Here is a 14,710-nt window from a genome sequence, read left to right as displayed (position 1 = left end):
ACAGAGGAAGTCTCTGTTGGAGTTACTACCAACTCTGTAGCTGTTACCAACTTTGTTTATACCACGATACGCGATCGGTCATGCAGCATAAACTTTGCAATTTACTAAAAGTGTGATTCATAGGTATGAGTCCGGGAAAACCAACCCGCACCTTACCTTGGTCGGGAACACTCGTCAACACGGCGATCGCAAACTTAGCACCCTGGCTGCAATCTTGGGATAGCTATCAAGCGACTGTAGCCATGGCAGCAATTAATGCTGTTATTAACCCATCTTTGCCACTTTTAAGCCACCATGTTCACTGTTTGGTTAAAAATTCTGCTTTAACTTTAGTTAACCGATTGGGAAGATACAAACTTTTTCTTCTGTAACAACGCAACACTAGCTGCAAGAAAAATGGCTATACTTTGGTGTTCGGGGACTTTAGTTGAGCGAGAAGGCGCACTAAAGCCATACTTTGCTAGAATACTTTGTCCTGTCGGTGAAAGAATATATTCAGCGAGCTTTGTACCATCAGGATTGGCGTCTTTCAAAACAGTTAAACCATAATCAGCTCTAACGGCTAATTCGTCAGGCAATTCTATCACTTGTAAATTAGGAGAGATTTCAAGTGCTGCTAGGGCGCTAGTGTAATAGGACAAAAAGACATCTGCTTGTTGAGTCTCTTCAAGGAAGTATACTAGGTTGTTTTTTCCGTTTGGAACTGGTGGAGAATTTGGTCCACCTACCAAACGCAAAGCTTTTGCATCAAGCGTTTGAAAGCTTCCTGGTTTTAAGTCATCAATTTTGCGGAATATTTCCTGTGCATAATCCCCAGAAGGATCGGATATGGCTGTTGAAGTACCTAGTTTAATCTCAGGATCTAAAAGCGTATCTACAAGATTCTCCGATGTCACTGATAATCCAGGTCTGACAACTAGAGTCATGCGGTTGCTAGTAAAGTTAACAATGGGATTGCTCAAACCTTGTTCGTACAATTTTTGCGGGTTCCCAATGTCAGCACTGGCAAATACGTCAGGCTTGTCTCCGTTTTCTATGCGTTCTCGCAGCGTTCCAGATGGACCGAATTCTGTTGTTACAGGATTTTTGTACTCTTGTGAGAAGGCGTTAGCAACTTCTGTTAAAGCACCTCTCAAACTTCCGGCTCCATATAAACCGATCGCTTGAGGTTCAGATTGAGATTGACTGCTAAATGTCGCAGCGAAAGCCCTAGTAGGTGTAACACTGGAAATACAAGTGAATACAGAGATAGCAAGTAAAGACTTGCCTATATTATTTGAGCTAAACATATTGAGGCTTATTTGCTTTGTACTTTTTACAACAGGTACTGTGGTCTTTTAACGCTTTTGATTTGATTCCTCCTGTTGTCGCAGAATATACAACAACATTTTTGTATGCTTTTATAAATTACCAGCTAAGTTGGTAAAAAATCAAGAGTGTTTTGGTACCAACCATATTGGTAAAATGATGCAATTGATACAGTTTTATGAAACTACTTCAGTTTTGATACTCTTTAGAGATGGTTACGTCTTCCATTGAAATCTACCAACCAAAATTTTTTCTGTTAATTGCAGGCTTAAGCAGACACTCTGCATTACCTTAAAACTAAGTCTTTCTAATGAACTCTAAATTGTCACAAGTAGCAACCGTAAAAGCCTACCATCTTTCTGGTAGACTTTGCCAACGCATAGACAAAAAATCTAATGTCGCCTTACAAGACTGGCTAACATGGTTTGAGGTCATTGGATATACGATTCAATCAGACTCAGATATCCGAAAAGAGTGGGTAGAAGAAAGCAGCGATTTCAGGGGAATTTTACGCGATCGCCTCTACAAAGCCTTAAAACAGATTAACTCCAAAGTTTCAGCAGATGTACTTCAGAAAGCTATCTCTCAAATTGTCGGCATCCAGAGCGATAACAGAAACATATTTGAAAGCAACAAAATTTTTCATCAATACTTGACTGAAGGTATAGACATTGTGTACCGGGACAATGACCAAATAGTTTCTGAAAAAGTTTGGCTCATCGATCCATCTAATTTACTTAACAATGACTGGTTAGTGACTTATTCAGAGAACCCGATTGAAAGGCGTTTGATTCGCTGTTGGGATACTCTTGTTTTCATCAACGGATTGCCACTTGCATTAATTGTTTGTACTGACACGAGCAGCAGGTATACTACGTTAAAGCAAGTTTATCAGAAATTTCAAGCTGACAAACAACAAAATCCTAAATGGTTGGCCTACAATGAATTTCTAGCGATCGCTTGTGGAGGACGAGCAAGAATTGGTACTTTAACCTCTGATTGGGAAGAGTTTCAACCATGGCGAACCGTTGATGGAGAAAGCTTTTCTCATAAAGAAGAAACAGAATTAGAGATATTGATTCAAGGAATTTTTGACAAGCGGCGATTTACAGAACTGCTCAAACACTTCATTATCTTTGAAAGAAATGGGACTATCATCAATAAACAATTGCGCTGTTATTCTTTTTGTACAGTACCACATCCAAAGGTTATTGGTTTGTAGGGGGCAATGCATTGCGCCGTAAAGTGGGAGCATCCCAATGAGTGAAAAAACACGTTTGCGATTGAAATCGCCGCTATGTAATTTCTCATAACATCATTCTTCTTTTCCTTTTCTCCCTTCCCATGGTGCAAATTTGCGTACTTGCTTCCATATGGGGTTGGTAAAAGTTTTATAAAGTTCTCGTGCGACTTCTAAGATTCCTGCATAACTTTCATAAGACTGGTAGAACGCTCGGCTGATATTGAAAAAAGGAATTGTAGCTGTGAGAGCCACCTCTTGATAGCGATCGCTAGCGATGAACATATCAGCCTTACTTTTCTGGATTATTTGCAATATTTCCTGAGAATACTCTTGTTCCAGAATGATGCTATCCTTACCCAGCAATTCTCTAGTTCGAGCTTTATCCTCTTGACTAACTTTTTGATGAGCGATCGCAATGACTTCCACCCCTAACTTAAGAAGTACCGATATAATTGACCAACTCTTCGCCCCTTGTGGATAAATGACAATGCGCTTGTCCTGAAAGTAAGTACGATATGGTGCAAGGTTCTTATCTATCGCAGCAGTCTCTTGGAGAATTAAGTTTTCTGTACGTTCTTGTAAGCCAGGGTCGTTCAATTTCGCTGCAATGTCCCGCAGGGATTTGTTCACATTTTCTACACCATAAAAAGATGCTTCAATGTAGGGAATACCAAAGCGTTCTTCCATTTTTCTTGCCATCTTCAACCATCCCGATCCACAACTGATAACATTGAGTTTTGCACGGTGGGCATAACATATTTCTTTATAACGAGCATCACCAGTAATTTTTGCCAGAACTTTAATACCGAGTCTCTCTAGTATTGGTACAATATTCCACATTCCACCTGCAATATTGTACTCACCAATCAAGTTAATATCGTAGGGTGTGGTAGATGATGGTTCAGCTGTTCCGATAACTTTTTCTAACAAAGCTTCAGCAGCCAGACGAATACCTAAATGTTTGCTACCAAAAAATCCAGGAGAGTCTACGGAAATGACAGGTATTCTTGTTTGCTCGGAAGCGGCTTTGCAAGCTCCATCAAGGTCATCACCTATTAAGGCAGAGACGCACGTTGAGTAAACAAATACCGCAGAGGGTTTGTATCTTCTTTCTATTTCTAGGATGGCTTTGTACAGCTTTTTTGCTCCTCCAAAGATGATGTCGCTTTCATCCATATCAGTAGTAAAACGAACTTGATATAACATGGAGCCAGAAGAAAGACTGGCTCCATTATGCCAGCAGTTGATGGTGCAACCGCTTGGTCCGTGGATTACATGAGCAGCATCGACAATGGGTACAAGCGCAAACATTGCACCTTCAAAAGTACAATTCTCCCGAACATGATAAGATGCTTGACACGTTTGGCGATCGCCTTGGTATGATGAGCGATCGGGCAAATCGTTGATTTCTCCTTGGCTGATTTTCATGTCTCTAATAATTAGGTAAACCGGGGTCAAAGGTTAAAAAAGGTGGGCTGGTACAGCCAGCCCTATCAAACTAAACAAAATTTCCAGACAAACAACTCTTTTTACCTCTGCGTTCTTTGCATCTAGCACAGTTAATAAATGACTTTTTTACCGCAGAGGTACAGAGAGCACAGAGAGAAGAGCAGAGGCTGTATTACAAGAAAATGGCAAAGGAGAAAAACTTACCTTTTATTCTTCATCCTTTACCCTTTATTCTTTCATTTCTTGTCACCTGCCACGATTTCCACATCGCCTTTTTTAATTGCTTCCAATGCTTCGCCGATCTGGTCTTCCTGCTTTTTCTCAGCCTCTTCTTGAGCTTGAGCAACGTCAGTCAGTTTGGCGGCATTTTCCTCGCTTTCGAGGATACCAAATTCAATTAACAATGCTTCAAGCTCATCCATTTCCAGAGGAGTTGGAACGGCATGGAATGTATTGTTGATAATTTTAGTTGCCAATGTGCGGTATTCATTTGCTTGGTTGCTCTCAGGTGCATACTCGTTCACTGTCATGCGGCGCAACTCTGCATGTTGTACGATGTTGTCGCGAGGAACAAAGTGAATCATTTGCGTGCTCAATCGTCTTGCCAACTCGCTAATGAGATCCCATTCCCGGTCAGTTTTACGGCTGTTACAAATTAAGCCACCCAAGCGCACGCCACCAGAGTGAGCATACTTGAGAATACCCCGAGAAATGTTGTTGGCGGCAAACATTGCCATCATTTCACCGGAAGTCACGATGTAAATTTCTTGGGCTTTACCCTCACGGATTGGCATTGCAAAGCCACCACAAACCACGTCGCCTAACACATCGTAGGAGACAAAATCCAGGTTTTGGTAAGCTCCATTTTCTTCCAAGAAGTTAATAGCAGTGATAATACCGCGACCGGCACAACCTACACCAGGTTCGGGACCGCCGGATTCCACGCATCGAATACCACGGAAACCAGTCAAAACAACTTCTTCAAGTTCTAAATCTTCTACAGCACCCTTTTCAGCAGCTAAGTGCAATACGGTAGTTTGAGCTTTACAGTGCAAAATCAAACGGGTGGAATCTGCTTTCGGGTCACATCCTACAATTAAAATACGCTGACCCATCTCTGCCATAGCAGCAAGAGTATTTTGAGAAGTGGTAGATTTACCAATACCACCTTTACCATAGAATGCTATTTGTCTAATTTTTTCGTCTGACATGATAAGTTTCTCCTACAGTGGTTGAATGGGGAAGATTATGCAAATATCATTTGTGATAAATGCTCAAATACCAAAAGCAAAGGGTTGGGTGAATTTCAAGCTTTCTCAATCCAAAATCCACGCATGGCATTGCTACCCGCTTTTACAGGCTTGACTGATGAAAGAACAAGGCTCTTCGAGCGATCGCAAAAGAGGCGTTCTCGAGTTTACGACAAGACTTTCACGAGGTTAGTTGTTAGCTACCATGTATTATCAAATAAACTTAATAATCATGGTAGCTGTTGTTTAGAGTGATTTTGTCAGCAGGAGCTATGCAGAGTTTTCCCACAACCAACCAATCAATCAATATGACAGACACTCTAAATAGTTGCAACAACTTCCCCGATGTTGTTTATGTTATATCCACCGAGAATTTCTAATTGTGAATGAACAAGCCGATGTTCTAAGGTACTAAGCAATTGCTGCACGGGGGGTTCTTCCAGATATTCCTTCAGAATGACCAAATCATACCGTGATTCACGTAAAGGAATAAATCCCAAACCAAAGATAGCTGCTACAGAGGCTGTGCTCATACCTGCATCAGCAATTCCTGATGCAACAGCACAAGCTACATCTTGATGGCTTTTGACTATACGGTCAAATCCTTTCACAGTATCAAACGGCACCTGAACATCCCGCAATTGTTGTTCCAGCAGCATCCGACTGCCAGAACCCGACTCGCGATTGACAATGTTTGCTCCAGTTTCCACGAGGTCAGTGACAGTTTTGATTCCCATTGGGTTACCTGGTTGGACTAAGATTCCTTCTTCCCAAACACCAAGAGTGATAACAACTGCTGGTCTTTTAGCTAAGGTATCCCGGATGAAGGGAAGGTTATACTCGCCAGTTTGAGGATCGTATAAATGCATCCCAGCGATATGAACTTCACCCCGACACAGACTGTGTAAAGCAGCCATGCTGTTTGCAAAGTTAAATTGAACCCGCAACTTAGGATACCAGCGTTCGGTTGCTTTTGCCCAAAGAGAAAACACGGGTGTGCAACCAGCGATCGCAACTGTATTGTGAAGTTTGTCCAAATCATCTAAAAGCTGGACTTGAACCTTCTTTGTATGTGTTTGGTTTTGAACTTCATCCTCTTGGTGTGACGAGTTGCTTGTACCACGGAACTTTTCTGCAACGACCTCACCATCAGCTGGAATCATATCCATACGAAAAGCGTTTCTCCCAATGAGGGGGTAAGCAACCCATTGTCCCCCAACTCGTGCAAGGCTAACTCGCAATTTTTGGTTGAAGGACACTTCTTTGACAAGAGTTGCTTCAATTTGGGTCAAATCTTGCTCAAACCAGAATAAATCCTCAACTTGACAACCAAGTGCTTTAGCTAAGCGCAATGAAATAGCAACCGAAGGTGCATACTGTCCTGACTCAACACCACTAATAGTCTGACGGGTAACACCAGCTAGGTTTGCCAATTCTTGTTGGCTCATGCCCAAACGGGTTCTGATTGACTTTAAGTTGTTGCGGATATCACTTTCCTGCTTCACTGGCTCTACCTCTCATAAACAGTAAGCTGTAGCGGATTTCGCATAATTTGCCAATGAAGGAACAAACCCTCAATCGCATCTTTCTATCAGAGCGATTCCCACGCTTTAGCGGTTTTGATTTCCCATAATGCAAGACTAACATACACTTTGCCAATTTGCTTGCAATTGCAAAATAAATTTCAAAATTATTTAAAAATCCTTGCGGCACAAAGGTTTGAGAGTTTTTAACGAAGTCAAAACAGACCTCACCCCAAACCCCTCTCCTCCTAGGAGAGGGGCTTCAAAAGCTGATTCTCCTTACAATTGGGTGTAACCCACGCACATGAAAACCGCCATAACTCATAAAATTTTGTTTGGGCGGCAAGTGCTTCTTTTCTCTCTCTGCGTCTGGATCGGTTTAAACATAATTTATTCAACCGCCGAGACGTAGAGTACTCACCCGGTAAGAGGTGAGAAAGCGATCGCTTCGGCTTTCAGTAAACGTCTAATTAGTAGAACTGCATTCAATTCACCCTTAGGGTTGATTTGTTCGCAAGCTTAAATATGTTAGAAATCTACAAAAAATTAATAGTAACTAGCAATATTTACCGATCGCTGGTCACTGAAGGGGTATGACCTTGAAAATCATTGAGTTTTTGTCCTATCTTCGCAGCTTAGACATTCAAGTTTTTCTTGAAGACGATCTCCTTCGCTGTAATGCCCCTCAAGGAACCCTGACACCAATACTGCAAGCTAAGATTCAAGCACAAAAAGCAGAAATTATTGCATTTCTCAAGTCAACTCATGATGCAATCCACCAGACCATTACACCGATAGAACCTATTTCACGCACGGGAACTTTCCCTCTCTCCTTCGCTCAACAACGCTTGTGGTTTCTAGACCAGTTAGTCCCTAACAATCCTTTCTATAATGTCCCGGCTGCATTGCGTCTTACTGGGACACTTGATGTAACAGCGCTGGAACAGACTTTTCAAAAAATCGTACAGCGTCATGAAGCTCTACGGACTATTTTTGTTCTTAGGGATGGGCAACCCGTTCAAATTGTTGTACCTTCTTTAGCGATCGCCTTACCAGTTATTGATTTACAGAAACAACCGCAAGTTGAACGTGAAACTGAAGCCCAAAAGCTGATCACCCAAGAGGCTCAACGTCCTTTTAATTTATCAACTGGTCCTTTACTGCGAATCATGCTGCTGCGGTTGGATCGAGAAGAACATATTTTGGTGCTGAATATGCACCATATTATTTCGGATGGCTGGTCTATTGGAGTCCTGATTCGAGAGATCGCCGCATTCTATACAGCCTGTAGAGACGCTGCGTATGATGTTGCTGCAAATCTACCGGAGTTACCCATCCAATATCCAGACTTTGCACATTGGCAACGTCAATGGTTGCAAGGGATAGGGATGAACAACCGTTCGCCCCTACAAATTCAACTGGATTATTGGCGAAAGCAGTTAGACGGTCTTTCTGTGTTAAGTTTGCCGACCGATAAACCGCGACCAACACATCCAACTTACCGAGGTGCAAGGCAGTTTCTAAAACTCCCGAAAAATCTCAGCCTGGCACTAGAAACTCTTTCGCAGCAGGAAGGGGTTTCTTTGTTTATGACTTTGCTAGCAGCATTCCAAATTCTACTCTACCGCTATACAAACCAAGAAGATATTGCAGTGGGATCGCCCATCGCAAACCGCAATCGCAGCGAAATAGAAGGGTTAATTGGCTTTTTTGTCAATAGCTTAATTCTACGTACTCACTTATCAGGAAACCCAAGTTTTCGCTCGTTGTTGAGTCAAGTCAGGGAGGTGGCTTTAGGCGCATACGCCCATCAAGATTTACCTTTTGAGCAGTTGGTAGAAGAACTGCATCCTGAAAGAAATTTAAATCAGAACCCTTTATTTCAGGTGGTATTCGCGCTGCAAAATGCACCGATGTCAGCATTAGAATTACCAGAATTAACTCTTAAGCCAATACCCTTTGATAGTGCAACAACACGGTTCGATTTAGAATTTCATCTGTGGGAAAGAAACCCTCAAAATGGTTTATGGGTTGATAATTCAGAAGGAATTAGCGGTTTTGTCATTTACAGTACGGATTTGTTTGAAGATGCTACGATTAGCCGAATGTTAGAGCATTTCCAGATATTACTAGAAAATATAGTTGACAATCCAGAACAACGCATTGCCGAAATCCATCTTCTTAGCAAAGCCGAGCAACATCAGTTATTATTGGAATGGAACAACACTGATACTGAATATCCCCAAGATAAATGCATTCATCAACTATTTGAGGAGCAAGTTCAACAACAGCCTGATGCGATTGCATTAGTCTTTGAAGGGATAAAGACGCATCATGACACGTCTCTCCAGTTGACATATGGTGAATTAAACAAACGCAGCAATCAACTGGCACATTATTTAAAAGAGCGGGGTATTGATACAGAAGTTTTGGTGGGGATCTGTGTAGAGCGTTCCCTTGATTATGTCATCGGAATGCTTGCTGTATTAAAAGCAGGTGGTGCATATCTACCTTTAGATCCAGCTTATCCTAGCGAGCGTTTGAGCTTTATGCTTGCAGATGCTGGAGCGTCAATTGTATTGACTCAAGAACGATGGTTGAATCATCTGGGCAAACAAAATTTCCAAGTGATTTGTTTGGATAAAGATTGGGAGAAAATTGCCCAGCAGAGAGAAGATAATCTGACTGGTAAGACCGCAGTTCACAACCTTGCTTATGCCATCTATACTTCAGGCTCTACAGGAAAGCCCAAAGGTGTTGCTATTGAACACAAAGGATTGTTAAATCTTGTTTTTTGGCATCAAAAAGCGTTTGCAATTTCCCCAAATGATAAAGCCACACAAATTTCTGGAGTCGCTTTTGATGCTAGTATATGGGAAATTTTACCTTATCTCAGTGCGGGAGCAAGCCTTTATTTTCCAGATGAAGAAATCAAATATTTTCCAGAAAAACTGCAAGATTGGCTGATCTCAAAAGCCATTACAATTAGCTTTTTACCGACTCCAATAGCCGAAAAACTTTTGTCATTACCATGGTCTGACAATACAGCTTTGCGAATATTGCTGACAGGCGGCGATAAACTGCATCAATATCCAGCGACACCTGTAACATTCCAGGTTGTCAATAATTACGGACCAACTGAGAATACTGTTGTCACAACATCCGGTGAAGTGACTGCTACACAACAAACAAATACAGTACCACCAATCGGTCGTGCGATCGCTAATACAAGAGTGTACGTCCTAAATTCACATTTGCAACCCGTACCCATTGGTGTACCTGGAGAGTTGTACATTGCTGGTGATGGGCTAGCACGAGGGTATCTCAATCATCCTGAATTAACGCAAGCCCAGTTTCTAGAAAACTTGCCAAACATTCCTTTTCTCCCTGAAAAGAAACTTTATAAAACAGGCGATTTAGTCCGCTATAGAGCAGATGGCAATCTTGAATTTTTAGGTCGTCTTGACGAACAAGTCAAAATTCGCGGTTACCGTATTGAATTAGGAGAAATTGAAGCAGCTTTAAATCAACATCCGGCTGTAACGCAAACAGTCGTTGTTGCTCGTGAGGATGCTCCGGGCGAAAAGCATCTTGTAGCTTATGTTGTACTCGCTCGTAACTGTTTGTTGGCATTTTCTACTTCTCAATCCCCAATTTTCCAAGACGAGCAAATTCTGCAATGGCAGATGCTTTATAACGAAACCTACAATCAACAGGCTACAGTTTTAGAGCCAATATTTAATATTACGGGATGGAATAGCAGTTATACAAATCAACCTATTCCACCAGAACAGATGCGGGAGTGGGTGAACAATCAAGTCAATCAAATTCTGGCTCTGCAACCCAAGAAAGTGCTAGAAATTGGTTGTGGAACGGGTTTGTTGCTCTTTAAAATTGCACCTCACTGCATCCAATATTGTGGAACGGACTTTTCCAAGTCTGCACTCAATTACATACATCAGCAACTATCAAATGTAGAAACTAACCCCCTCTCGCCTTCAAATCATGTCAAATTGTTTGAAAAAGAAGCGACGGATTTTGAAGGAATCGAAGCAGGGACTTTTGATGCGATCGTTCTCAACTCAGTCGTGCAATATTTTCCCAGTATTGAATATCTTTTACAGGTGTTAGAAGGTGCTGTGCGTACCACTGCGCCTAGCGGTTTTATATTTATAGGAGATGTCCGCAGTTTGCCCTTACTGCAAGCCTTTCATGCATCGGTACAACTATATCAAGCAGAACCCGCCCTGACGCGAGAAAAGCTGCTACAGAGGGTACAAATGCAAGTTTTTCAAGAAACAGAGTTAGTTATCGATCCAGCTTTTTTCCATGCATTAAGGCAGCACTTTCCAGAAATTAGCAGTGTCGAGATTCAATTGATGCGGGGATACTCGCAAAACGAATTAACTCAATTTCGTTATAACGTTATTCTTCATATTGGTGTTGCAACAAATCCCTCTGACTCACTCGGTAACGCAGGGCTTGAGAATTCTCCTGCTTTTCAACAGGAACGGAGGGAATGGATCGACTGGAATAGCGATCGCTTAACACTTTCCGCACTGCGTCAACTATTAACTGAGGAGCAACTAGAAACTGTAAGTATCACCAACGTGCCAAATGCAAGAGTCATAGCCGCTGTAAAAACAGCACAATGGTTGTCAGGCGCAGAAGATTTTAAAACGGTGGCTCAAATGCGAGAGGCGTTGCAAAGCTTCCATAATGTAGGAATCGATCCAGAAGATTTTTATCTTCTAGGTGAAGGTTTGCCTTACAAAGTTAATATCAGTTGGTCGGATGCAAATCATGAAGGATGCTACGACGTAGTTTTTATCAAACAAGGGAGCCATATAACAACTTCTCAAGCCAACTCTTCCTCACGTCTGTGGCATTCTTACGCAAATAATCCCTTACAAGCAACAGCAGCACGTCAATTGGTACCGCAATTACGGATGTATACAGCACAAAAGCTACCTGAGTATATGGTTCCATCAGCTTTTGTTGTCCTAGACTCTCTACCTTTAACGCCTAACGGTAAAATTGACTACCGAGCTTTATCTATACCTAACAATATAAAACCAGAATTAGCAAGTGGTTATATTGCTCCTCAGACTGAAGTTGAAAAAGTACTGATAAAAATTTTTGCAGATGTTTTGGGAATTAAGCGATTGAGTATCCGCGATAACTTTTTTGAATTGGGCGGTCATTCGTTACTTGCAACTCAAATCGTTTCTAGAGTGAGGGACGCTTTTAAGGTAGAGTTACCTTTGCGTAGCCTGTTTGAAGCACCGACAATTACAGAATTATCTCAGGTAATAGAAAATTTAAAAGATGGCAAAGAAAAAAATCAAGCTCCAGCTTTAGTTCCACTTTCTCGTGAGAGTCGGCGGATGAAGTTATCTTCTTTAAGAAAAGATAGCCTATGAGCATCCGTAATAGGTTAAGGAAATTGAACTCTCAAGAGGAGCAAAGGTTTCAGGAAGAAATTGGTACACTAAAAGAACCTCAGCAAAAATAGAAAACAAGATTTTTTTAACATTCCTGTAACAAAGAGCCTGCTTTAATACAGATACTTCTTTTTGGGCTTCTGTCCACAAGTTGTGATGCTCAATAAATCCAGATTTTTTCATAAAAATTTATACATGAACAAAAATTAGTTATGAGCGGATGGGGAGTTGAATAATAAACTCAGTTCCTTTACCAAGAGTCGAGAAACATTCCAATTTGCCTTTATGTTTTTCGGTAATAATTTGATAGCTAATTGCCATACCCATACCTGTTCCTTTACCTACAGGTTTAGTGGTGAAGAAGGGGTCAAAGATGCGGTTTTGCACTTGTTGGGTCATTCCCGGTCCATTGTCTGCTACTGAAATTTCTATCCACTGGATATCTTTCACTGCTGTACGGATAGTAATCTGGCTGGGGTTTTCCTCGATCTGTTGATACGTGCGTTTGGCATTCACCTCTTCCAAAGCATCTATCGCATTCACTAAAATATTCATTAACACTTGATTGAGTTGTCCGGGATAGCATTCTATTTGGGGTAAGGAACCATAGTCTCTCTTCACTTCAATAGCCCGACATTCTGGTTTGTCCTTTAAACGGTGTTGCAGAATCAACAGCGTACTTTCAATTCCCTCATGAATGTCCACAGTTTTAAACTCCGCTTCATCCATGCGGGAAAAGTTTCGTAGCGATAGCACAATGCTACGAATTCTATCAGTTCCCATTTTCATAGAAGCCAACATCTTCTGCAAATCCTCAACCAGAAACTCTAAGTCAATTTCCTCTGCTAGCGCTTGAATCTCTGGATCGTTGCTTAGATAGCGTTGCTGATAAAGCTGTAGCATCCTCAACAAATCTTGCATATATTTGTTGAGGTGGCTAATATTACCGTGAATAAAATTAACTGGGTTATTGATTTCATGGGCGACACCTGCAACCAGTTGACCCAAACTAGACATTTTTTCACTTTGAATCATTTGGAATTGGGTGTGTTGAAGTTCTTGGAGAGCATTTTTTAATTCCAGAGTGCGTTTGTCAACTCGTTGCTCTAATTCTTCATTTGCTTGTTGAAGTTCCAAGGCTGCTTGTCTGTTTTCATGAATAACCGCAGACAATAGCAAGGTTGATAACGCAATGACTCCTACAAAAGATTGTAGTAGGACTAAAGATTCATTCACTGATGGTCGGACAAATGACCCAAAACCTTTAGCGGTTCCCCAAATTGCAATTCCTGACATAATGACTATCAACAGAGTAACTTCCTTATGTTGAAAGCGAAATGCCGACCATGCCAATAGGGGAATCAGCATATACTCTACTGAATATTCTCCGCTAAATGCCACGTAAGTAATGACAGCTGTTAGGAATAGTAAAAGAGCAAGCTCGATAATCCAGAATTTCCTAAACTGTCTCAATTGTCTGGAGCGCTTGCTCCAAGTCAACAGTACTGGTGTTACTAGAAGCATACTGATGACAATTGATGTCCACCAAGACCACCAACTTTCTCCATAAGCTGTCCAAGAAGCAACACCATTCAGACAGAGAACGGTTGTAGCAAGAGTTGTAGTCAATAAGGGGAAAGCCATGATGACTCCCACAAACTTAAACACATCTTGAGAGCGATTCAAAAAATAGTAATGTCCGATGAAATGATAGATACCAAAAGTCACAAGCAGTGGATCGAACAGGTCGATTATTGAAATGGAAACGCTAACTAAAAAATTTTGATAAATTAAGAAGGAGTTGATCAGCAATTCACTTAACAAGATAGCAGGCCAAATGCGATACCCCAGCAATAAAACCGCTGATAAGTAAATGCCAGCTGTAGGCCAAACCACTGTTACACCATTCTTGAAAGCCAGTGATAAGGCTACTTTACTAACACAAAAGTGAATAACAGGCAAAGCCAGTATAGTCAAGAACACTGTCCGGTCTGAGGCAATTGGTAAGCGCGGTTTCATACTTTCAAGAGTAAAAATTTCATGTGGCAAAACAGATGCCACAGTATACTTACTTAGAATTCCCTAAAAAACTAGCTAATTAACACTGAACCAGTGTTTGCCACGACGTTAATACATATTGATAACAGCAACAAAGTATAAATGTTCGGTACACGTTTAGCTATAGATGGCTTGGTAGTTACTCGGATTATTCATACCCTTAATCAAGACAGCGTAAATTATCCATCTTTTCAGTCACCTACAAACGAGTACAACGAGGCAAAAGTCAAAAGAAAGCACTCTTATGTTGTCAGCTGTTTGGTTCTAGTCTATTGCGATCGCTCCCTAACACAGTAAAATTACTTAGGTTTTTCTATTTCTTCATTCGCACCACTAATCTTTACCCGCCTAGAAGTAACCATAATAACAATCTAAGTACCCACACCTCCCACAAGCGTTCCATGTGCTAAAAAATTATTTGATTCCGTAGTAAAT

The 14,710-nt window shown here is 41.2% G+C and carries 10 protein-coding genes; 4 read left to right on the top strand and 6 right to left on the bottom strand.

From position 1 onward, the window contains the following. The first annotated feature begins 125 nt into the window (after positions 1-125). Positions 126-371, top strand: a complete 246-nt coding sequence (locus AB0756_RS04145) for a DUF4213 domain-containing protein (RefSeq protein WP_237266008.1) — start codon at positions 126-128, stop codon at positions 369-371. On the opposite strand, the gene AB0756_RS04140 is transcribed toward AB0756_RS04145, so the two are convergent. Then, the gene (locus AB0756_RS04140) at positions 330-1,289 is read right to left on the bottom strand and encodes a molybdate ABC transporter substrate-binding protein (protein ID WP_167844806.1); all 960 of its coding nucleotides are present in this window, start codon (positions 1,287-1,289) and stop codon (positions 330-332) included. The two genes, AB0756_RS04145 and AB0756_RS04140, sit on opposite strands and share 42 nt — an antisense overlap. A gap of 329 nt (positions 1,290-1,618) precedes the next feature. Between AB0756_RS04140 and AB0756_RS04135 the strand changes: the two genes are divergently transcribed. After that, positions 1,619-2,530, top strand: coding sequence for a type I restriction endonuclease (locus AB0756_RS04135; protein ID WP_038089180.1), 912 nt, complete (start codon positions 1,619-1,621; stop codon positions 2,528-2,530). Between the two features lie 93 nt (positions 2,531-2,623). Here AB0756_RS04135 and nifE read toward each other — a convergent pair whose 3' ends face one another. The 3 genes from nifE to AB0756_RS04120 form a co-directional block, all read right to left on the bottom strand. Beyond that, entirely contained in the window at positions 2,624-3,979 is a 1,356-nt protein-coding gene (gene nifE, locus AB0756_RS04130; RefSeq protein WP_038089183.1) for a nitrogenase iron-molybdenum cofactor biosynthesis protein NifE, read from the bottom strand. 257 nt (positions 3,980-4,236) lie between these two features. Next, complete coding sequence (gene nifH / locus AB0756_RS04125) at positions 4,237-5,211, bottom strand: nitrogenase iron protein (RefSeq protein WP_038089186.1); 975 nt, start codon at positions 5,209-5,211, stop codon at positions 4,237-4,239. Positions 5,212-5,570: 359 nt separating this feature from the next. Next, positions 5,571-6,755 carry a substrate-binding domain-containing protein gene (locus AB0756_RS04120; protein ID WP_038089190.1) on the bottom strand — a complete coding sequence of 395 codons (1,185 nt, stop codon included), beginning with the start codon at positions 6,753-6,755 and terminating at the stop codon, positions 5,571-5,573. A gap of 611 nt (positions 6,756-7,366) precedes the next feature. Here AB0756_RS04120 and AB0756_RS04115 point away from each other — a divergent pair. After that, positions 7,367-12,196 (top strand): non-ribosomal peptide synthetase, encoded by a 4,830-nt coding sequence (locus AB0756_RS04115; RefSeq protein ID WP_038089192.1) that lies wholly within the window; start codon positions 7,367-7,369, stop codon positions 12,194-12,196. Here the strand turns inward: AB0756_RS04115 and AB0756_RS04110 are convergent. Continuing rightward, positions 12,191-12,400, bottom strand: coding sequence for a hypothetical protein (locus tag AB0756_RS04110; RefSeq protein WP_038089196.1), 210 nt, complete (start codon positions 12,398-12,400; stop codon positions 12,191-12,193). The two genes, AB0756_RS04115 and AB0756_RS04110, sit on opposite strands and share 6 nt — an antisense overlap. 27 nt (positions 12,401-12,427) lie before the next feature. Further along, the gene (locus tag AB0756_RS04105; protein WP_038089199.1) at positions 12,428-14,236 is read right to left on the bottom strand and encodes an MASE1 domain-containing protein; all 1,809 of its coding nucleotides are present in this window, start codon (positions 14,234-14,236) and stop codon (positions 12,428-12,430) included. Between the two features lie 141 nt (positions 14,237-14,377). Here AB0756_RS04105 and AB0756_RS04100 point away from each other — a divergent pair, with 141 nt between their 5' ends. Continuing rightward, positions 14,378-14,572: a hypothetical protein gene (locus tag AB0756_RS04100; RefSeq protein WP_137986549.1), complete on the top strand. Its 195-nt coding sequence runs from the start codon at positions 14,378-14,380 to the stop codon at positions 14,570-14,572. Positions 14,573-14,710 lie beyond the last annotated feature (138 nt).

The sequence above is a fragment of the Tolypothrix campylonemoides VB511288_2 genome (genome assembly GCF_045999855.1).
In the GTDB taxonomy this organism is placed as follows: domain Bacteria; phylum Cyanobacteriota; class Cyanobacteriia; order Cyanobacteriales; family Nostocaceae; genus Scytonema; species Scytonema bouteillei_A.
This window is presented reverse-complemented; position numbering and strand designations above follow the sequence as displayed.

What these genes read in the sequence shown, in the direction of transcription:
- AB0756_RS04145 (WP_237266008.1), top strand. Translation starts at nt 126, where the DNA reads ATGAGTCCGGGAAAACCAACCCGCACCTTACCTTGGTCGGGAACACTC.
- AB0756_RS04140 (WP_167844806.1), bottom strand. Translation starts at nt 1,289, where the DNA reads ATGTTTAGCTCAAATAATATAGGCAAGTCTTTACTTGCTATCTCTGTA.
- AB0756_RS04135 (WP_038089180.1), top strand. Translation starts at nt 1,619, where the DNA reads ATGAACTCTAAATTGTCACAAGTAGCAACCGTAAAAGCCTACCATCTT.
- nifE (WP_038089183.1), bottom strand. Translation starts at nt 3,979, where the DNA reads ATGAAAATCAGCCAAGGAGAAATCAACGATTTGCCCGATCGCTCATCA.
- nifH (WP_038089186.1), bottom strand. Translation starts at nt 5,211, where the DNA reads ATGTCAGACGAAAAAATTAGACAAATAGCATTCTATGGTAAAGGTGGT.
- AB0756_RS04115 (WP_038089192.1), top strand. Translation starts at nt 7,367, where the DNA reads ATGACCTTGAAAATCATTGAGTTTTTGTCCTATCTTCGCAGCTTAGAC.
- AB0756_RS04110 (WP_038089196.1), bottom strand. Translation starts at nt 12,400, where the DNA reads ATGAAAAAATCTGGATTTATTGAGCATCACAACTTGTGGACAGAAGCC.
- AB0756_RS04105 (WP_038089199.1), bottom strand. Translation starts at nt 14,236, where the DNA reads ATGAAACCGCGCTTACCAATTGCCTCAGACCGGACAGTGTTCTTGACT.
- AB0756_RS04100 (WP_137986549.1), top strand. Translation starts at nt 14,378, where the DNA reads ATGTTCGGTACACGTTTAGCTATAGATGGCTTGGTAGTTACTCGGATT.